This window comes from Micromonospora cremea (genome assembly GCF_900143515.1).
Classification (GTDB): domain Bacteria; phylum Actinomycetota; class Actinomycetes; order Mycobacteriales; family Micromonosporaceae; genus Micromonospora; species Micromonospora cremea.
This window is the reverse complement of sequence record NZ_FSQT01000001.1, coordinates 1,227,447-1,246,248: the sequence shown is the minus strand read 5'-3', so window position 1 is coordinate 1,246,248 and position 18,802 is coordinate 1,227,447. Positions and strand designations below refer to the sequence as shown.

The window sequence follows — 18,802 nt, the reverse complement described above, 5'->3', positions numbered from 1 at the left end:
ACGGGCGAGGACCACGAAAGGTTGAGCGTCCTCGAGATCAACTTTTCGGAAGGGTCACCCGTCTCCTCCCCTGCGGCGCCGCAGACCGGCGCGCGAAGGGAGAGACATGTCGACGAAGGCTACCCGTCGAGGACAGGCCGCCTCTGCGGCCTTGCTGCTGGTGGTGGCGCTGCTCACCGGCTGCGGCCTGCCGGCGGCCGGGCAGCCCGCCACCGGCCCGGTCACGACCGGGCCGGCCCCCGCCGGGCAACCCGCGGCGGGGCAGGCCGCGACCGGCCGACCGGCGGGAGCCGCAGGGAGCGCCGGTGTCGCGCCCGCACCGGCCGTCGCGATCAGCTATCCCGCCACCGGCGGTAACCGCTGGTCGGTGGCCCTCGCCGAGACGGCGTCCGGGCGCGGCGACAGCGGGCGGCTGCTGCGTTACCGCGTCGCCGTGGAGCGCGACATCCGCGGCCTGCCGGTGGCGGACGTCGCCGCAGCGGTCTCCGCGACGCTCAACGACCCGCGTGGGTGGACGGCCGGTGGCACCTGGCGGCTGCGCAGGGTGGGCGCCGGCACGCCGGCCGACTTCACCATCTACCTGGCGACCCCCGGTACCCGTGACGAACTGTGCCAGGACGTTCCGGACGGCTACACTTCGTGCCGCAACGGCCACCGGGTGGTGCTCAACGTGGCGCGCTGGGTCAAGGCGGTGCCGGGCTACGGCGCTGACCTGTCCACGTACCGGCAGTACATGGTGAACCACGAGGTCGGGCACCGGCTCGGCCTGGGTCACGAGCGGTGCCCCGGGCGGGGCCGGACGGCACCGGTGATGCAGCAACAGACGTTGGGCCTGCACGGGTGCACGGCCAACGCCTGGCCGTACCCGGGCGGGGTTCGCTACCGCGGGCCAGTCGGAGCGTACGACGACGAGATCCCGCCGCGCGAGGGCGCTCGGCCGGCTCGCTGAGCCGGCGGCCGGACGCCGCGCGTCAGGACCGTTGGCGGCGCTCCTGTTCGAGCCGCTCGTCCAGCCGGCCCAGCTCGTAGATGGCGTTGAGGTTGGTCGGCAGTCGGCTCACATTGTCCGGCACCGGGCCGGGATCCGGCGCAGGGGTCGGTGCGGGCGCCGGCGCAGGGGTACCGGCGGAGCCGGCTGTGCCGACCGCCCGGCGGCGGCGCAGGAGCAGCAACGCCAGCACCGCGAGGACGCCAGCGACCAACAGGTGGTACGCGGTCAGCAGCGGCCAGCCGCTCCGGTCCGGAGCGGCGAGCGTCGGCGGGGCGACCGGGTCGTTACCGTTCGTCAGCGGCACGGCCGCCTCACGGGTGCCCCGGCCCCCGGCGGTCCGGTCCGGTCCGGCGGGTGCCGCAGGTAGCCGGGAACCGGCCGACGATCCGGCGGGCGTGGGGGTCGGTACGGGCGCCACCGGTGCGGGCGCCACCGGTGCGGGCGCCACCGGTGCGGGCGCCACCGGGGCAGGCGTCCCCGGGGTGGGCGCCGCCGGTGCCGACGGCCCGGCGGACGGCGGCCGAGTTTGGGTCGGCGTCGGGTTCGGGGAAGCACTCGGGGCGCTGCCAGCGCCGAGCAGGTCGTCGACGATCTGACCGACGCCGCCGATGAGGTCACGGACCGGGCCCGAGGGGGCGGACGGCGACGGCGCTGGCGACAGTGCGAGGGTCAGCACGAGTGCGACGACGGCAGGCATGAGATCACCTCGGATCGGTCTGTGTGCCAGGCACGCTACCCCAGCGCGGTGACGCGTGGGTGACCCGGCGACGCGAGGCGGGCACGCGTGTCGCGCGTACCCGCCTCGGGCGTCCGAAGTGATCAGACCGGCAGGCCACCGACCTGAGTGGACATCCAGGACCGGATGGACGGCAGATCGACGTAGATCGACGGGCCCGTGGCGCAGGTAAAGTTGTTGTTGCCGGCGCGGCTGGTCGCGCCGATCAGGTTCCACACCCCGTTGACCCGGCGCACCTGCGGGCCACCCGAGTCGCCGTAGCAGGCACCGGAGGTGCCGTTGGTGTTGTTGGTGCAGATCTCGTACGGGCCGTTGATGCCGGAGCACCGGCTGTCGGCCACGATGGACGTGTCCAGCTCGTTGGCCACCGCGGGCGCCGAGCCGCAGCCCGGGCGGGCACAGGTCTGGCCCCAGCCGATGATCCGGGTGGCGGTGCCGACCGCGCCGGAGGTCGTCGGGATCGGTGCCGGGGCGTAGCTGACCGAGCTGGCCAGTTGCAGCAGCTTGACGTCGACGCTCGGGTGGTTGACCGCGCGGGCCACCCGGACCACGGTGCCGCCGCTGGTGCGGTTGACGCTGCCCACCCGGACCGAGGACGGCGTCGAGCAGTGCTTGGCGGTGACCGCCCAGTTGGCCTTGATCAGCGTTCCGGTGCAGCCGGAGACGTACACCATGAACGGGTAGTTCTCGGAGGCCGGCCGGCCTCCGACCACCGTCGGCCCGACGTCCCCGGCGCCGTCCCAGGTGTGCGTCGCGCCAGTGACCGGCGCGGCGAGCGTGCCGGCGAACAGCGAGTTCACCCGGGACGCCTCGGCCGAGCTGGGGTACGCGTTGCGGCAGGAGACCGGGGCGCTGCTGCCGGACATCAGGTCGGAGCAGAGGCCGGTGCGCCGGTCGGGCAGGCCCAGGATGTGGCCGAGCTCGTGGGCGGCGATCCGGTTGCGGTCGTAGCCCTGGTTCACGGCCGTTCGGCCCATCCAGATCCGACCCGAACCGAGCCCGGTCGGTTGCGCCCGGGGCCAGCCGTCGTCGACGTAGATGGTGATGCTGGCCGGGGTGCCGGGTTGCAGCCGGACGGTGCTGACCCGGCTGTTCCAGATCTGCGCCGCCTGGTCGAAGTTGGTGCGGAACTCGCCGGTCCGGCTCGCGTCGTAGTAGACGGTCCGTACGGCGGCGGCCGGAGCGCCGGTGGCGAGCTGCACCCCGGCCGCCGCCAGCACGGCCACCAGCACGGCCTGCGCCGCACGCAGCACTTGTCGTCGGAACATCACGCACTCCCCTGCGGTAGTCCGGCGGCCACCGGCCGCCGGTCATCGATGCAGGTGAATGTTAATGTGACGGCGGTCGATTGCCGGCATAGCGGAACCGTCATACCGGCGACCATGCCGGCGCCCCGATGCAGGGCCGGTCTCTCGAAACGGCGACCGGCGTCAGGGGGTGGTCACACCGCTGGCGGTGACCACCGCCTCGCCCGCGGTCGTGCGGGCGTAGAGCACCAAGCGTCCGGCACGGTGGGCACCTACCAGGCCGGCGTCGCGCAGCGCGCCGAGGTGCTGCGACACGGTGCCCGGGGTGAGCCCGCTGCGCTCGGCCAGCTCCAGGGTCGAGGTCGGCACCGCCAGCTCGTGCAACAGGGTGGCGCGGGTTCGACCCAGCACCCGGGCCAGACCCTGCCCACGGGGCGCCGGGTCCCGCTCCCACAGGGTCGCCACCGCCCGGGCCGGGTAGCGCAGCACCGGTTGCCCCGGGGAGCCGAAGTTGGACCAGACCCGGGGGCCGCCGAAGACCGACGGGACGAGCAGCAGGCCCCGCCCATCAAGTCGCACCGTGCCGGCCAGGACGATGTGATCCACCCGAAGCGTGTCGGCCTCCAGCCGGACGTACGGGTCGAGGTGGTTGAGCAGGCCGTGCACCCCCTCGGTGGCCATTCGCTGCGCGCCGAGCAGCACCTCCCGCTCCAGGAGCGTGCGCATCCGGGGCCAGTAGGGCCCGATGGCCGCGTCGGCGTACGCCCGGATCGTCTCCGCCAGCCGGGTCAGCCCGGCGACCGGCTCGGTGTGCAGCGCGGTCAGCCGCGCCGAACGGGGGCCGGACAGGGTGTCGAGACTTGCCCGCACCGCCTCGGGTGGGGTGGTGACAAGGGTCGCCAGCTCCACGTCGAGGGTGGGTTGAGACGTGGCCGGTGGCGTGCAGACGAAGGTCGGAATGACCAGGGTCGGTATCTGCACCAGGTCGGCGAGAAGCCGCCAGTCCACGCCGGCCAGCCGGGGACGGACGCGCCCGTACCAGGCAAGGTGCTCCGGAAACAGGTGCGGCTCCTTGATGATCCGAACGCTCGCGATCACCTCCCACAGTGGCGAGATGGCGAACCGGGTCATCGCCAGATCGCGCGCTTCCAGCCCGACCAGCATCATTGGCGCCCCCGACAGATTTGACGAGGGCCAAATCTATCGGTCCCGCGCGAAGCAGCCGGCACCGTGGCGGCATGACCAGCGCACCGACGGCGACCGTTCCCGACCACCGGGCGGGCCGCTGGCCCCGCTCCTTCCGGCTGCTCTACGCCGCCGCCCTCGTCGACGGCATCGGCTTCTACGTCAGCCAGCTCGCCGTGCCGGTGCTCGCCGTGACCCTGCTCGCGGCCAGTCCCGGTCAGGTGGGGCTGCTCGGCGCGCTGAGCACGGCAGCCTTCCTGCTGATCGGCCTGCCGGCCGGGGTCTGGGTCGACCGGTTGCCGCACCGCGCGGTGCTGATCACCGCGGACCTCGCCCGGGCGGCTCTGGTCGCGTCCGTGCCGGTGGCGTGGTGGGCCGGTTGGCTGAGCATCCCGCAGCTCTACCTCGTGGTGCTGCTGACCGGCGTCGGCACCGTCTTCGCGGACGTAGCCGCGCAGAGCTACCTACCGGAACTGGTCGGCCGGAGCCGCCTGGTCGCGGCCAACTCGCTGATGATGAGTACGAACGCAACGATGCAGATCGCCGGGCGAGGGCTCGGCGGTCTGGTCGTACAGACGCTCACCGCGCCCGTCGCGATCGTGCTGGACGCGGTGACCTTCGCGGTCTCCGGGGCGCTTCTCGCCCGGATCCGCAGCAGCGCACCCCGCCCGCTCCCGTCTCCGGCGGCGGGCGGGTTCGCCCGACAGCTCAGCGCCGGCGTCCGGCACGTCTTCGACAACCCTCTGCTGCGCCCGCTCGCCCTCTCCACCGCGAGCATCAACCTGACCATGCAGCTCACCACCACCATGCTGCCGGTGGTCTTCCTACGCGAGCTGGGACTGGGTGCCGCCGCCCTCGGCCTCTTCCTGGGCGCGGGCGGAGTCGGCGCCCTGCTCGGTGCGCTCAGCGCGCGCCCGCTCGCCGAGCGGATCGGTCATGGTCGCGCGCTCTGGCTGCCCGGCCTGCTCGTCGCCCCGCTCGGTGGGCTGGTCGCGCTCATCGACACCGGGCCGATGCTCTGGCTGGCCGCGTTCGGCTGGCTGGCACTGGCGTGGCGGACCGGGATCGGCAACGTCATCGGGGTGAGCCTGCGCCAGGGCGCCACCCCGGACGCCCTGCTCGGCCGGATGAACGCCACCTTCCGGTTCCTGCTCACCGGAGCGCTCACCATCGGCGCGGTGGCCGCCGGCCTGCTCGGCCAGTACGCGGACGTCCGCACCGCGCTGGTGGTCGGCGCCGCCGCCAACGCGCTGACCTGGCTTCCGGTGTTCTGCTCGCCGCTGCGCACGCTGCGCCGGCCACCCGTGACCAACTGACCGGCACCGTCCACATCGCCACCATCGACCGCCGTTACGTGGCTGTTACGCCGCGGCGAAGTGGTCGTGCCGGGGCGGGACCACCGTCACGGCAGAGGGTCACCGGCAACGCCGCCACGGCGTGGCCCTCGAACACCGGACGGAGGCACCACGATGAGGATCAGAAGCGCACTGACGGCGCTGGCGGTCGTGCTCGCCGGGCTGGTCGCCGGCGCGGGCAACAGCGCCGCGGCGGGCACCACCATGGCGACGACCGCGTCGCCGTACTGCGGTATCACCTGGGGCAGCGCGGAGAAGTCGGCCGGCGCGTTGAGCAGCGCCCCGCTGGTCGACGTGCGCACCGGCCGGCACGACTGCTACGACCGGGTGGTGTTCGAGTTCGCCGGCCCGGTGGACGGCTACGCGGTCGGCTACGGCGAGACGTGGACCGAGGGCGAGGGGCTGGCGCTGTCGCCGTACACCGCCGGGGGCGCCCTGCTGCGGGTCTCGCTGCGGGCCCCCGCGTACGACGACTCCCACGTGGGCACCGTGCCCTACCGGGTCGGTGAGCACGCCGCGAACCTGCTGCGTTACCCGACGCTGCGCGACGTCGTCTTCGGCGGCAGCTTCGAGGGCTACAGCACCTTCGCGGTCGGCGTGCGTGCCCGGCTGCCGTTCCGCACGTTCGTGCTGGCCGGCCCCGCCGGCCACAGCCGGATCGTCCTCGACGTCGCCCACAAGTGGTGACCGAAGGAAGGGCCCCTTCTTATCGCCTGGTGTATGGGAAGGGGCCCTTCCTAACGGGGTCCGGCCGGCCGCCGACACCGACCGTTTCGCCAGGGCTGCCCACCGTCGCGGCGGGTCTACCCTCAGGTCATGGAGGGCCGCGTGCTGGTGGTCGAGGACGATGCCTCCATCCGGGAGGTCACCGCCCTCGGTCTGCGCCGCGCCGGCTTCCGGGTCGACACCGCCGTCGACGGGCGGCAGGCCCTGGCGGCGTGGCGGGCCCGCCCGGTCGATCTGATCGTGCTCGACGTCATGCTGCCCGGTCTGGACGGCCTGGAGGTCTGCCGGGAGATCCGGCGCACCAGCCAGGTGCCGATCCTGATGCTGACCGCGCGCACCGACACGCTCGACGTGGTCGTCGGGCTGGAGTGCGGCGCGGACGACTACCTGCGCAAGCCCTTCGACCTGCCCGAGCTGGTGGCCCGGGTTCGCTCGGTGCTGCGCCGGGCGAGCGCGCCGGTCGCGTCGAGCATCATCGAGGTCGGCCGCCTGGAGATCGACCCGAGCAGCTTCGTGGTACGCCGGGACGGCCGGGAGGTGGCGCTGACCGCCACCGAGTTCCGCCTGTTGCTGGAGCTGGCCCGCCGGCCCGGGCAGGTCTTCACCCGGGAACTGCTGCTGGACCTGGTCTGGAACCACAGTTTCCTGGGCGACTCGCGGCTGGTCGACGTGGCGGTGCAGCGACTGCGCGTCAAGGTCGAGGACGACCCGGCGCACCCACAGCTGGTGCGCACCGTGCGTGGCGCCGGCTACAAGCTTTCCACGGGCTGACGGGAGGTCGGCGATGGCCGGACGCGCGGTGCCCCCGGGCCGCCTGCGGCGCCGGCTGACGATCGCGTTCGTGCTGGTCGCCGGGGTCTCCGCCGGCCTGCTCGCCGGGGGCACCGGCCTGCTGCTGCGGCAGTCCTGGTTGGACGCCTCGCTGCACCAGGCCGCCGCCGACGCCCGCTACCAACTCGTCCTCGCCGGACAGTTCCTGCCGCTGACCGACCAGCGCAGCACCGAGCTGCTCACCAGCTTCGAGGGCAGCGGCCGGCACGTGGTGCTCGTCGACGGCCCGGCCCGCCCCTCGCACCCGTCGTACGCCCCGACGCTCGGCACCCGGCTGCGGGCCACGGTCGCGGACGGGCAGCTCGGTTACCAGCGGTCCGCACCAGCGGCGCGCCCCCGGCTGCTGGTGGTCGGCGGCCGCATCCCCGGCTCGACCGCCGAGCTGTACGTGATCACCGTCGAGGACGACATCGCCGCCGACCTGGGTCAGCTGCGTACCGCCCTGCTGGCCGGCTGGGTGCTGGTGGTGCTGCTCGCCGCCGGGGTGGGGCACCTGCTGGCCCGCCGCACCCTGGAGCCGGTGGGCCGGGCCAGCCGGGCGGCCCGGGCGCTCACCGAGGGCCTGCTCGCCACCCGCCTGCCGGTACGCGGGCGCGACGAGTTCAGCGTCTGGGCGGCGTCGTTCAACGAGATGGCCGAGGCGCTGGAGTCGAAGATCGCCGCGCTCTCCGCGGCGCAGGCGCGGGAGCGGCGGTTCACCGCCGACGTCGCGCACGAGCTGCGTACCCCGGTGACCGCCCTGGTGGCCGCGGCATCGTTGCTGCGCGAGCACCTCGACCAGCTGCCCGACGATGCCCGGCCGGCCGCGCGGCTGCTGGTCGGTGACGTGGTCCGGCTGCGCCGGCTGGTCGAGGACCTGATGGAGATCTCCCGGCTGGACGCCGGCCGGGAGCGGCCGAGCGTCGAGCCGGTCGACGCGCCGGCGCTGCTGCGCGGGATCGTCGCGGCGCGGGGGTGGTCGGAGCGGGTGCTGGTCACCGGTGATCCGGTCGCGCTGCGCACCGACCCGCGCCGGCTGGAACGGGTGCTGGCCAACCTGGTCGCGAACGCGGTCGAACACGGCGGTGGCGAGATCCGGGCCACCGTGGCGGGGGTGGGCCCGCTGGTCGTGTTCGAGGTCACCGACCAGGGGCCGGGCATTCCGGCCGAGCATCTGCCGCGCCTGTTCGACCGGTTCCACAAGGTCGACCCGTCCCGCTCGGGCCCCGGCAGCGGGCTCGGGCTGGCCATCGCCCGGGAACACGCCGCCCTGCTCGGCGGCGTGCTGAGCGCGCACAGCGCGCCGGGCGCGGGTAGCCGGTTCCGGCTGGAGCTGCCCGCCCTCGCTCCCACCCGGCCGAACGACAGGCCTCCGCACCGCCCGGTCGAGCATCCCGATGACCACGCCCGGGCAGGGCCGCCGGGAGGCGGGCGCGCGGCCCGCACGGCGCCGTCGGGCGGTGCCGGATGAGCCCGCGGGGTACGGCCCGGCTGGCCGCACCGGTGCTCATCGCCGCGATGCTCGTCGCCGGGTGCGGCACCCCACGGTCCGGCGTTCTCGGCCCGGCGCCCACCGCAGCGCCGCCGTCGAGCGCCACCGCACCCACCGGGCGCCCGGAGCCGACGCCCGCCCCGTCGGCGGAACCGCGACCGTCGCGCACCGGCGCCCCGACCCTCCCGCCGGCACCGTCCACCACCGCTACGCGACGGCCGGACACGGTGACCATCGAGCTGTGGTACGTCCGTTCCGGGCAGCTCGTCCCGACCCGCCGGACCCGACCGGCCACCGTGGCGACGTCCCGGCTGGCGCTCACCGAGCTGGCCGCCGGGCCCACCCCGGCCGAGGCCGCCACCGGGCTGGCCACCCTGCTGCCGACCGGCGTCGAGGTCACCCGGATCACCGACGGCGTGGCGACACTCGGGCCGGTTGCTCCCGCCGACGACGCGGACCGCCGGCGGCTGGGCGAGGCACAGGTGGTGTGGACGCTCACCCAGTTCCCCACCGTGCGGCAGGTCCGCTTCGGCGGCGGCGCCCCGGTCGGCCGGGCCGACTACGCGGACCTGCTGCCGCCGATCGTGGTCACCGGCCCGGGTGTCGGCGACCGCGTCACCGCACCGCTCACCGTCACCGGCACCGCCGACGTGTTCGAGGCCACCGTGAGCGTCCGGGTCCTGGACGCCGCCGGCCGGGAGATGGCCACCGGCTTCGGCACCGCGAGCTGCGGCAGCGGCTGCCGGGGCGGGTACCGGGTGGTGGTCGGCTGGCGCACGGCCCGCGAGCAGCGCGGGACCATCGAGGTGTACGAGGTGTCCGCCCAGGACGGCTCCCGGATCAACACGGTGACCGTCCCGGTGCTCCTCGCCCCCTCCGGAGGTTGAGCACCGGGTTCACCTGCCGGACACCGGACAGAAACGTAATCGTTTCGTCCACCCGGTGCGACGCAACTCATAAAAGCCTGCACGATCTCCAGTACGCGAACTAGGGTCAGTACGACATCGTTTCGCGGGGGGTCGGAATGCTGGGCGGTCAGCAGGTGGGCGCGGGTGCCGGGGTGCCGGCTGCCCGGGGCGCCCGGTGCAGCGACTCCGACCTGTTCGCCGTGGTCATCGACCTGCTGCGCGAGGTCGGCTACGACCGGACGACCATCGACGCCGTCGCCGCCCGGGCCCACGTCAGCAAGGCCACCATCTACCGGCGTTGGGACGGCAAGGCCGAACTGGTCGTCGCCGCGCTGCGCGACCGGCACGTGGGCGTGCACAACCCGCCGGACACCGGCTCCCTGCGCGGCGACCTGATCGAGTTGCTGCGGGCCACGGCCGCCATCTGCAGGGCCGACAGTGACCTGATGCAGGCGTTGACCTTCGCCATGCGGACCAACCCCGAGCTGGAACGCCTGGTGCGCCACCAGGTGCTGCCAGCCGGGCGGGTGGCCAGCACCGCCATCCTGGTCCGCGCCGCCGCCCGAGGCGAGATCCCGCCCGAGGCCGGCGAACGGGAGCTGTTCCACGACCTGGCGCCCGCGCTCACCATGTCCCGCATCGTCGCGCACGGCCTACCCGCCGATGACGCGTTCCTCACCAAGGTCGTCGACCAGGTGCTCATCCCGGTGCTCCGCTACCAGCCCGAGCGCCCGGCTCAGCCCTGACCGACCGGCTCCGACCTGACCTACTGACACACGGAAGGCTTCACCATGCCCGGAACTACCTCGACCGCTCCCGGCGCGCCCGGCGTCGGGACGGCGACGAACGCGCCGCACCCGCGGCGCTGGATCGCGCTGGCGGTCATCGCGGTCTCGCAGCTCATGGTGGTCCTGGACGCCACGATCGTGAACATCGCGCTTCCGCAGGCCCAGGCCGACCTGGGCATCACCGACGCGAACCGGCAGTGGGTGATCACCGCCTACACGCTCGCCTTCGGCGGCCTGCTGCTGCTCGGCGGCCGGATCGCCGACTACTGGGGGCGCAAGCGCACCTTCCTGGTCGGCATGACCGGTTTCGCGCTGGCCTCCGCGCTGGGCGGTCTGGCCACCACCGGCGGGATGCTCTTCGCCGCCCGCGCGTTGCAGGGGGCCTTCGGCGCTCTGCTCGCCCCGGCCGCACTGGCTCTGCTCACCGTCCTGTTCACCGAGGCCACGGAGCGGGCCAAGGCGTTCGCCGTGTACGGCGCGATCGCCGGCGGCGGCTCCGCGGTCGGCCTGCTGCTCGGCGGGGTGCTCACCGAGTACGCCGACTGGCGCTGGTGCCTGCTGGTCAACATCCCGGTCGCCGCCATCGCGATCGCCTTCGCCCTGCCGCTGGTGCCGGAGAGCCGGGCGCACGGCAACACCCGCTATGACGTGCCCGGCGCGGTCGTCGTCACCGCCGGTCTGGTCTCCCTGGTGTACGGCTTCACCAAGGCCGCCGAGGACGGCTGGGACGCCGCCGCGACGCTCGGTTTCATCGCCGCCGGCGTGGTGCTGCTCGCCGCCTTCGTGGTGATCGAGCTGCGCTCCAACCACCCGCTGCTGCCGCTGCGGATCATCCTGGACCGCAACCGGGGCGGGGCGTACCTCGCGTCGACGCTGATCGGCGCGGGCCTGTTCGGCGCGTTCCTCTTCCTGACCTTCTACTTCCAGGTGGTGCTGCAGTACAAGCCCCTGGAGGCCGGGCTCGCCTCGCTGCCGGTCACCGCCGGCGTGCTGATCGCGGCGGGTGGCGCCAGCCAGTTGATGCCACGGGTGGGCGCCAAGCCGCTGATGGTCGGCGGCGCCGTGCTCGCCGCCGTGGCCATGCTGGTGCTGACCCAGATCGACGTGGACACCTCGTTCCTCACCCTTCTGCTGCCCGCCCAGGTCATCCTCGGCATGGGTCTCGGCTTCACCTTCGTGCCGCTGTCCAGCCTCGCCCTGGTCGGGGTACCGGAGCACGACGCCGGCGCGGCCAGCGCGACGCTCAACGCCACCCAGCAGATCGGCGGCTCGTTGGGCACCGCGCTGCTGAACACCATGTACACCAGCGCGGTGACCGCGTACCTGGTCTCTCACGTGCCGAATCCGGCCAACCAGATCGAGGCGCTGGTGCACGGCTACCGCGTCGCGTTCGCCTGGGGCGCGGCCCTGATCGTGCTCGCCGGGCTGGCCACCCTGATCCTGGTGAAGGTACGCAAGGAGGACATCCCGGCCGGCAACGCCGTGCACATGGGCTGAGTCGACCGACGCATCCGCCGGCCGGTCCGCTCCTGCGCGGGTGTGGGCCGGCCGGCGGACGCGTCCGGTAACGTCCCGACCAACGCCGAAAATCCGTTGAGGAGACATATGTCCACTGCTGCCGACCAGATCATCGCCGCTCTGCGCGCGGGTCACGAGGAACTCGCCACGCTCGTCCGGGACCTCAAGGAGGACGACCTCCTTCTGCCGTCGGGGGCCAGCGAGTGGCAGGTGTCCCAGGTGCTCAGCCACCTGGGCAGCGGCGCGGAGATCAACCTCGCCGCGCTGACCGCCGCCCGCACCGGCGCACCCGGCCCGGACGGGGACTTCAACCGCGGCGTCTGGCAGCGCTGGGACGCGATGTCCCCGGCCGAGCACGCCGCCGGATTCCTCGAGGCCAACCAGCGGCTCGTCGAGGCGTACGAGGCGTTGGACGCCGGGAGCCGGGCCTCGCTGCGGATCGACCTCGGTTTCCTGCCGGACCCGGTCGACGTGGCCACCGCGGGCCGGTTCCGGCTGAGTGAGTTCGCGCTGCACCAGTGGGACGTCGAGGTGGCGTTCAACCGGTTCGCGGCGGTGACGCCGGAGGCGGTGTCCCTGCTGCTCGACCAGATCGGCGGCTTGCTGGCGTGGACCAGCCGGCCGCAGGAGCTGGCCGGCCGGGAGGCCACCCTGCTGGTCCGGCTGCAGGAGCCCGAGCGGACGTACGGGCTGCGGCTGGGCGAGCGCATCGAGCTGACCGACGCGCCGGAGCAGCCGGACGGCGAGCTGACCGCCCCGGCCGAGGCGTGGCTGCGCCTGGCCACCGGGCGGCTGGGCCCGCAGCACACCCCGGACGGGGTGCGGGTGACCGGCCCGGTGAGCCTGGACGACCTGCGCCGGGTCTTCGCCGGCTTCTGAGCTGGTGCCGCGCGGGCCGGTCATCCCGGCCCGCGCGGCCCGCCGGCCGGTCAGCCCTTCACGCACACCACCTGCTTGAGGTGCGCCACCACCTGCACCAGGTCCTCCTGCTGAGCCATCACCTCGGTGATGTCCTTGTACGCGCCCGGGATCTCGTCGACCACTCCGGCGTCCTTGCGGCACTCCACGCCGGCGGTCTGCGTGGCCAGGTCGGCCGTGCTGAAGGTCCGCTTGGCCTGCGCCCGCGACATCCGCCGGCCGGCGCCGTGCGAGGCCGAGCAGTAGGCGTCCGGGTTCCCCCGGCCCCGCACGATGTACGACCCGGTGCCCATCGACCCGGGGATGATGCCCAGGTCGCCCCGCCCGGCCCGGATCGCGCCCTTGCGGGTGACCAGCACCTCCACCCCGTCGTAGCTCTCTTCCGCGACGTAGTTGTGGTGAGAGGAGATGGGCTCGTCATAACCGACCTGCGGGAAGTGCTCACGCACCACGCCGCAGAGCAGGGCCAGCATGACGGCCCGGTTGCGCCGCGCGTACTCCTGCGCCCACCACAGGTCCCGCCGGTAGGCGTCCATCTCCGGCGTTCCGGCGAGAAACACCGCCAGGTCCCGGTCGGGCAGGTCGGCGTTGTGCGGCAGCCCTCGGGCCACGGCGATGTGCCGTTCGGCCAGCTCCTTGCCAATGTTGCGGGACCCGGAGTGCAGCATCAGCCACACCCGCCCCTCGTCGGCGCCACCCTGCTCCAGGCAGACCTCGATGAAGTGGTTGCCCCCACCGAGGGTGCCGAGCTGCCGCTGCGCCCGGGTCTCCAGCTGCGCCACCCGCCGGTCCAGCCCGGCGAACCGGCCCCAGAAGTCGTCCCAGCCGGCCTGCTCCAGGCCCCGGACCCGGCGCGGGTCGACCGCCTTCTCCCGCTGGGCGAAGCCGACCGGGATGGTCGCCTCGATCGCCGAGCGCAGCCCGGCCAGGTCGTCCGGCAGGTCGGCGGCGGTCAGCGAGGTGCGCACCGCCGACATGCCGCAGCCGATGTCGACACCGACCGCGGCCGGCGAGACGGCCTGCCGCATGGCGATGACCGAGCCGACCGTTGCGCCCTTGCCGAAGTGCACGTCCGGCATCACGGCGACGCCCTGCACCCAGGGCAGCGCGCCGATGTTGCGCAGCTGCCGGGCGGCCTGCGGCTCGATGGCGTACGGGTCGGTCCAGACCCGGACGGGTGCCCGGGTGCCGGCGAGCGGGGTGAATCCCATGATGGTCTCCTTGTGTCGAGCCGGACGCGGAAGCTCGTCGGACATGAAAAAGGCCGCCCGACCCTCAGGGGGTGGGCGGCGGCGCCGGACGCGCTGGCGTCAGAGGTGGCGCCGCCCTGGCTGCCGACCCTGGACGGGCCGACCGAGACACCGGTACCGCACGCCGGACGGCAACGCGGCACCCGCACCTGGCGTACGCCAGGCGGCTTCGGTGCGATTGCGCTGCGACACGGCGTACTCCCTGCGGTCTGATCGGTCGACCTTGCGCCGATGACGCTAAGCGGGCCGGGCCGCGTCCGCAATGGATATTGGGGGCGGGCCCGGCCGCGCCGGTCACCGACCGCCGACGACCCGACGGGCGACCGCCAGCAGGTACTCCTTGCGGTCCAGCGGGTTGTGGTCCCAGCGTGGCCGGGTCGGGGCCGGGCCGCGTACCGGCCGGTACCGGTCGAACGCGGTCTCGAGCACGCCCTCGCCCCGGGTCAGCGCCGGCAGCCGGCGCTCAAGCGCGTGCACCCGACCCGCCGGGATCTCCCCCTCCACCAGGTACGACGTGCCTTGCCCGGTGGTGTCGGTCGGCACCGCGTCCAGCCGCGCGAGCGCGGGCAGCAGGGTGCCGAGGACGTCGCCCGGCACCTCCAGCCGGAACCGGTGCACCGGCTCGTGCACCCGGGTGCCGGCCCGGGTGAGCGCGGTCATCAGCACCAGTGGGGTGAGATTGCGGAAGTCCCCGGCGGTGCTGGACATGCTCTTGTCGAAGGTGCCGTGGGAGTGGCTCTGCCGGGCCCAGTAGCCGGCGTGGGTCATGGTCACCTCGCAGTCGGGGACCTGCCAGCCGTGCGGGCCCTGGCGCAGCGTCCGGTGCACGGTCTCCTCGACGGCGGCGAAGAACGCCGGCGGCATCGAGCCCAGCTCGACGCCGAGCCGGAAGCTCACGCCGGCCCCGGTGGGCGCCGGGCCCACCCGCAGCCCGACGGTGGCCAGGAAGGGGTTGGGCGCCACGGCGATGACCTCGACCGCCGCGCCGACGCCGCACACCCGCTCCACGTGCACCGTGCTCGTCTCCCGGAAGGTCACCACCACGCCGAAGTCGTCGGCCAGGGTGGCCTGGATGACCTCCTTCTGCACCTCGCCGTAGAGCGAGACGCTGATCTCGTGTTGCCGGTCGTCCTGCCGGAGGTTGATCAGCGGATCCTGCTCAGCGAGCTGGCTCAGGGCGGCGTGCATCGTGACCCGGTCCGCGGCGCGGGCCGGGACCACGACGGTCTCCAGGGTGGGCGGCGCGAACTGCCGGTCCACGCCGGCACGCTCCGGGGGTACGCCGACCGGGTCACCGATCCGTGCCTCGGTGAGCCCCCACAGCCGGGCGATGTGGCCCGCCGCAACCGACGACGCCACGACGTCCGCACCGTCTGCGACGACGCGTGCCGCGGTGACGAGGGCGGCACCGGTCGCGCCGACCCGGATCCGGTCCCGGACCCGGATGGTGCCGGCGAAGAGCCGGACCAGCGCGATCTTCTCCCCCGCCGGGCCGCGCTCGATGGCGAACACGGTGCCGGAGACCGGGGCGTCGGCGTCGCCCTGGACCGTGGGCAGCAGTTCGGTGATCCCGGCGATCAGCGCGTCCACCCCGGCGCCGGTGACGGCCGAGCCGGCGAACACCGGCTGGACCAGCGCCCGGCCGGTCCGGTCCGCGAGCGCCCCGCGCAGCCGGGGGTACGGCACCGTCGAGGCGTCCGTCACCCAGTCGGCGAGCAGCGCCTCGTCCTGCCCGGCGAGCAGGTCGAGCAGCCGGTCGGTGAAGCCGACGTCGGCCGGGCCGTACGGCGTGCAGCGGGCGTCCCGTGTGCCGGGGCCCGCCACCGACCCCATCGCCACCACGGACGGGCTCAGCTTCTCCGCGACGGCCCGCACCACCCGCTCGGGGTCCGCCCCGGCGCGGTCGACCTTGTTCACGAAGATCAGCGTGGGGATGCGCAGCCGGCGCAGCGTACGCATCAGCACCCGGGTCTGCGGCTGGACTCCCTCCACCGCGGAGATCACCAGCACCGCACCGTCGAGCACGCCGAGCACCCGCTCGACCTCGGCGATGAAATCCGGGTGACCGGGCGTGTCGATCAGGTTGACGGTCACGTCGTCCAGCACGAAGGAGACGACGGCGGAGCGGATGGTGATCCCGCGTTGCCGCTCCAACGCCAGGGAGTCGGTGCGGGTGCTGCCCGCGTCGACGCTGCCGAGCCGGTCGATCACGCCGACGGCGTACAGCAGTCGCTCGGTCAGGCTGGTCTTACCGGCATCGACGTGCGCCAGGATGCCGAGGTTGAGGGTTCTCACGCAGCGTCATGTCCTTCAGGTAGGTGACAGGTCCCTTCTGGCCGGACATCGACGCAGCGCGCATTGCTACTCCCTGAGGTTGGTGGCGGTTTCGGCTATTTCATCAGGCCTCGTATAGGCGAGCAACCGATATCGACTTCCTACGGGCGGATGGTTGTCGCGCCAGGCGTCCTTCTACTTCTGATCGATATACCTGTGCGTTATATCTATGACTCACAGGTATATCGCTCGATCGGGTGATTCCCGCCGGGCCTGATCTGGTGGCTCATGCCGCCATGGACGACGTGACCGTGACCGGCCGCAGGCTCCTCCCGTCGTCACGACACCTGACCGACGTCGGCGCGCACCGTGCGGGCCGTGCCCGCCGACCGGCAGGCGGCGCCAAGCGTCTGGAGAACTCTGGGACGCGCCGGCGGCGGGAAGAAGCAAGCGTCGTTACGGCTGCGCGACCAGCCGGAAGGACTGCGCCGCGGTGCCGTTGCAGGTGTACTGGACGAGCTGGACGCTGTCGGCCGTGGACGCTCCCGGCACGTCGAGGCACTTGCCGCTGTTGCGGTTGACCAGGCGGTAGTAGCCGCCGCCCTCCGGCTCCGCCCGCCACTGCTGGTTGTTGCCGCCGCTGTAGGACCAGAGCTGGATGCCCGGGTGGTGGCCACCCCGGCCGCGCTGGAGCACCCGCACGGGCAGCGGATCGCCGACCGCGTGCGGGCACTGGGCATCGAGGTGGAGCGGCTGCGGACCAACCGGCTGGCCGGCGTACGCGGGCGCACCGAACGCGAGACGTACGCCCGGGCCAAGGCGACCATGGCGATCGTGGTGAGCCCACCCTCGCGACGCACCCTGCAACCCATCGCGCCCAGCGCCGACTGGCGCGTCGACCTGGCGGAGGGCTGCCCGGCGCACTGCCAGTACTGCTACCTGGCCGGGTCACTCTCCGGCCCACCGGTGACCCGCGTGTACGCGGACCTCGACGACATCCTGGCCGGGCTGGCCGAGTACGCCGGGCGCGGGACGGTGACCAGCCGCAACGCGCGGCGCGCCGACGAGGGCACCACCTTCGAGGCGTCCTGCTACACCGATCCCCTCGCTCTGGAGCACCTGACCGGCAGTTGGCTACGGGCGGTGCAGCACTTCGCCGGCTGGGACGCGCCGGTGCAGCTGCGCTGGACCACCAAGTACGCCGACGTGGACACCTTCGTCGGGCTGCCGCACGCCGGCCGCACCCGGGTCCGGTTCAGCGTCAACTGCGCCCCCGTCAGCGAGCGGTTCGAGGGCGGCACCGCCCGGGTGCCGGACCGGCTGGCCGCGTTGCGCCGGCTCGCTCTGGCCGGCTACCCGGTCGGGCTGACCATCGCGCCCATCATGCCGCTGCCGGACTGGCGGGAACGCTACGGCGACCTGCTGAACCAGGTCGCCGCGACGGTCGACGGGGTACCGGAGCTGGACCTGACCGCCGAGCTGATCACCCACCGGTTCACCCCGGGCAGCAAGGAGGTGCTGCTGGGCTGGTACCCGCGGACCCGCCTGGAGATGGACGAGGAGTCGCGCAGCCGCAAGCACGGCAGGTTCGGCGCGGTCAAGTACGTCTATCCGCGCGACACGATGGCCGAGCTGCGCGGCTGGTTCCACGCCGAGCTGGCCGCGCGGGTGCCGGCGTGCCGGATCCTCTACTGGACGTGAGCCGCCGCCCGGGCGTCAGCCGACCGAGGAGCGGGCCACCGGCGGGGCGAAGTAGGTGTCCGGGTACGGCTCGTCGCGGTAGCGGTAGTGCCACCACTCGTGGTCGTAGTTGACGAACCCGGCGTCGGTCATCAGCCGCTGCAACAGTCGCCGGTTGTCCCGCGCCGTGCCGGTGATGCGGGGGTCGGCGGTGTGCGCCCGGGCGTCGAAGCAGTCGAAACCGGTGCCCATGTCGATGCTGTTGTCGGCGAAGCGCTGCCCGCGCGGCGCGGTGCAGGCGACCAGCGGCCGGCCGGGATCGTACGGGGGCTGGCTGGCGGCGGGCTCGTCGACCAGCGTCAGGTCCAGGGTGCTCCCCCGGCTGTGAGCGGTGGGCGCCCCGATGTAGCCGTCGGCGAAGAGCTGACTCTTGGCCACGTCCGGATAGAACTCGGCCTTGGTCTGCTGCTCGCCGGGGCGCTTGGCCCAGGCCACGAAGTCGTCCACCGCCGGCTGCGGGCGGTAGCAGTCGTACACCTTGAGGCTGTGCCCGCCGGCCAGCGCGGCGTCCTGCACCCGCCGCAGCGCCTCGGCCGCCTGCCGGGTGAGCAGGCACAGCGGTTCCCGGTAGCCGCTGATCGGCCGGCCGACGAAGTTGTGCGCCGTGGCGTAGCGGATGTCGCTGTGGATCCGCGGGTCGACGTCGGACAGCACCACGAACCCCGGCAGCCGGCCGGCACCGGACTGGGCAGGGCTCGACGGGACAGGGCTCGACGGGACAGGGCTCGACGGGACAGGGCTCGACGGCGCCGGCACCGGAGCTGTCGGCGCCGGGCGGGGTTCCGGCCGCGAGCAGCCGCCGAGCAGCGCGACGAGCGCCAGCACGGCGGCGCCGCCCACCCGTCCTGACCTGCGCACCCGTCC

At 73.5% G+C, this 18,802-nt stretch carries 17 protein-coding genes and 1 pseudogene; 10 read left to right on the top strand and 8 right to left on the bottom strand.

The window, feature by feature from the left end:
• Window positions 1-106 precede the first annotated feature (106 nt).
• Complete coding sequence (locus BUS84_RS05495; RefSeq protein WP_084757228.1) at window positions 107-949, top strand: DUF3152 domain-containing protein; 843 nt, start codon at window positions 107-109, stop codon at window positions 947-949.
• A 22-nt stretch (window positions 950-971) separates the two neighbouring features.
• Here the strand turns inward: BUS84_RS05495 and BUS84_RS38140 are convergent, their stop codons facing one another.
• The 4 genes and pseudogenes from BUS84_RS38140 to BUS84_RS05480 form a co-directional block, all read right to left on the bottom strand.
• Complete coding sequence (locus BUS84_RS38140) at window positions 972-1,688, bottom strand: hypothetical protein (RefSeq protein ID WP_074309278.1); 717 nt, start codon at window positions 1,686-1,688, stop codon at window positions 972-974.
• A gap of 122 nt (window positions 1,689-1,810) precedes the next feature.
• A complete protein-coding gene (locus BUS84_RS41150; RefSeq protein WP_425293438.1) occupies window positions 1,811-2,527 on the bottom strand; it encodes a S1 family peptidase in 717 nt (238 codons plus the stop codon).
• Window positions 2,528-2,569: 42 nt separating this feature from the next.
• Window positions 2,570-2,929 (bottom strand): annotated as a pseudogene (locus BUS84_RS41145) (snapalysin family zinc-dependent metalloprotease); the annotation flags it as partial.
• 228 nt (window positions 2,930-3,157) lie between these two features.
• Window positions 3,158-4,138, bottom strand: coding sequence for an ArsR/SmtB family transcription factor (locus tag BUS84_RS05480; RefSeq protein ID WP_208869530.1), 981 nt, complete (start codon window positions 4,136-4,138; stop codon window positions 3,158-3,160).
• 74 nt (window positions 4,139-4,212) lie between these two features.
• Here BUS84_RS05480 and BUS84_RS05475 point away from each other — a divergent pair, with 74 nt between their 5' ends.
• The 8 genes from BUS84_RS05475 to BUS84_RS05440 all read left to right on the top strand — a co-directional run bounded on the left by BUS84_RS05475 (window position 4,213) and on the right by BUS84_RS05440 (window position 12,635).
• Entirely contained in the window at window positions 4,213-5,475 is a 1,263-nt protein-coding gene (locus BUS84_RS05475; protein ID WP_074309271.1) for an MFS transporter, read from the top strand.
• A 153-nt stretch (window positions 5,476-5,628) separates the two neighbouring features.
• A complete protein-coding gene (locus BUS84_RS05470) occupies window positions 5,629-6,201 on the top strand; it encodes an AMIN-like domain-containing (lipo)protein (RefSeq protein WP_074309269.1) in 573 nt (190 codons plus the stop codon).
• 129 nt (window positions 6,202-6,330) lie between these two features.
• A complete protein-coding gene (locus tag BUS84_RS05465; protein WP_074309267.1) occupies window positions 6,331-7,011 on the top strand; it encodes a response regulator transcription factor in 681 nt (226 codons plus the stop codon).
• Between the two features lie 13 nt (window positions 7,012-7,024).
• On the top strand, window positions 7,025-8,521 hold the full coding sequence (locus BUS84_RS05460) for a sensor histidine kinase (protein WP_084757227.1): 1,497 nt from the start codon (window positions 7,025-7,027) through the stop codon (window positions 8,519-8,521).
• Entirely contained in the window at window positions 8,518-9,429 is a 912-nt protein-coding gene (locus BUS84_RS05455) for a Gmad2 immunoglobulin-like domain-containing protein (protein WP_074309265.1), read from the top strand. Before BUS84_RS05460 ends, BUS84_RS05455 begins: the two co-directional genes overlap by 4 nt.
• A gap of 137 nt (window positions 9,430-9,566) precedes the next feature.
• Window positions 9,567-10,196 carry a TetR/AcrR family transcriptional regulator gene (locus BUS84_RS05450; RefSeq protein ID WP_074309263.1) on the top strand — a complete coding sequence of 210 codons (630 nt, stop codon included), beginning with the start codon at window positions 9,567-9,569 and terminating at the stop codon, window positions 10,194-10,196.
• A gap of 45 nt (window positions 10,197-10,241) precedes the next feature.
• A complete protein-coding gene (locus BUS84_RS05445) occupies window positions 10,242-11,735 on the top strand; it encodes an MFS transporter (RefSeq protein WP_074309261.1) in 1,494 nt (497 codons plus the stop codon).
• A gap of 108 nt (window positions 11,736-11,843) precedes the next feature.
• Window positions 11,844-12,635: a maleylpyruvate isomerase family mycothiol-dependent enzyme gene (locus BUS84_RS05440; RefSeq protein WP_074309259.1), complete on the top strand. Its 792-nt coding sequence runs from the start codon at window positions 11,844-11,846 to the stop codon at window positions 12,633-12,635.
• 50 nt (window positions 12,636-12,685) lie between these two features.
• Here BUS84_RS05440 and BUS84_RS05435 read toward each other — a convergent pair whose 3' ends face one another.
• From BUS84_RS05435 to BUS84_RS05425, 3 genes are all read right to left on the bottom strand, one after another.
• Complete coding sequence (locus tag BUS84_RS05435; RefSeq protein WP_074309257.1) at window positions 12,686-13,885, bottom strand: RtcB family protein; 1,200 nt, start codon at window positions 13,883-13,885, stop codon at window positions 12,686-12,688.
• A 333-nt stretch (window positions 13,886-14,218) separates the two neighbouring features.
• Window positions 14,219-16,219: an elongation factor G gene (locus BUS84_RS05430; RefSeq protein WP_074309255.1), complete on the bottom strand. Its 2,001-nt coding sequence runs from the start codon at window positions 16,217-16,219 to the stop codon at window positions 14,219-14,221.
• Window positions 16,220-16,654: 435 nt separating this feature from the next.
• Window positions 16,655-16,894, bottom strand: a complete 240-nt coding sequence (locus BUS84_RS05425; protein WP_244298395.1) for an RICIN domain-containing protein — start codon at window positions 16,892-16,894, stop codon at window positions 16,655-16,657.
• Here BUS84_RS05425 and BUS84_RS05420 point away from each other — a divergent pair.
• On the top strand, window positions 16,865-17,899 hold the full coding sequence (locus tag BUS84_RS05420; protein ID WP_244298394.1) for a spore photoproduct lyase family protein: 1,035 nt from the start codon (window positions 16,865-16,867) through the stop codon (window positions 17,897-17,899). The genes BUS84_RS05425 and BUS84_RS05420 overlap by 30 nt on opposite strands.
• A 15-nt stretch (window positions 17,900-17,914) precedes the next feature.
• Here the strand turns inward: BUS84_RS05420 and BUS84_RS05415 are convergent, their stop codons facing one another.
• Window positions 17,915-18,796 (bottom strand): M15 family metallopeptidase, encoded by an 882-nt coding sequence (locus BUS84_RS05415; RefSeq protein WP_244298393.1) that lies wholly within the window; start codon window positions 18,794-18,796, stop codon window positions 17,915-17,917.
• Window positions 18,797-18,802: the final 6 nt, after the last annotated feature.

Excerpts from the sequence above, each read along its gene's own strand:
- BUS84_RS05495 (WP_084757228.1), top strand. The coding sequence starts at position 107 with ATGTCGACGAAGGCTACCCGTCGAGGACAGGCCGCCTCTGCGGCCTTG.
- BUS84_RS38140 (WP_074309278.1), bottom strand. The coding sequence starts at position 1,688 with ATGCCTGCCGTCGTCGCACTCGTGCTGACCCTCGCACTGTCGCCAGCG.
- BUS84_RS05480 (WP_208869530.1), bottom strand. The coding sequence starts at position 4,138 with ATGCTGGTCGGGCTGGAAGCGCGCGATCTGGCGATGACCCGGTTCGCC.
- BUS84_RS05475 (WP_074309271.1), top strand. The coding sequence starts at position 4,213 with ATGACCAGCGCACCGACGGCGACCGTTCCCGACCACCGGGCGGGCCGC.
- BUS84_RS05470 (WP_074309269.1), top strand. The coding sequence starts at position 5,629 with ATGAGGATCAGAAGCGCACTGACGGCGCTGGCGGTCGTGCTCGCCGGG.
- BUS84_RS05465 (WP_074309267.1), top strand. The coding sequence starts at position 6,331 with ATGGAGGGCCGCGTGCTGGTGGTCGAGGACGATGCCTCCATCCGGGAG.
- BUS84_RS05460 (WP_084757227.1), top strand. The coding sequence starts at position 7,025 with ATGGCCGGACGCGCGGTGCCCCCGGGCCGCCTGCGGCGCCGGCTGACG.
- BUS84_RS05455 (WP_074309265.1), top strand. The coding sequence starts at position 8,518 with ATGAGCCCGCGGGGTACGGCCCGGCTGGCCGCACCGGTGCTCATCGCC.
- BUS84_RS05450 (WP_074309263.1), top strand. The coding sequence starts at position 9,567 with ATGCTGGGCGGTCAGCAGGTGGGCGCGGGTGCCGGGGTGCCGGCTGCC.
- BUS84_RS05445 (WP_074309261.1), top strand. The coding sequence starts at position 10,242 with ATGCCCGGAACTACCTCGACCGCTCCCGGCGCGCCCGGCGTCGGGACG.
- BUS84_RS05440 (WP_074309259.1), top strand. The coding sequence starts at position 11,844 with ATGTCCACTGCTGCCGACCAGATCATCGCCGCTCTGCGCGCGGGTCAC.
- BUS84_RS05435 (WP_074309257.1), bottom strand. The coding sequence starts at position 13,885 with ATGGGATTCACCCCGCTCGCCGGCACCCGGGCACCCGTCCGGGTCTGG.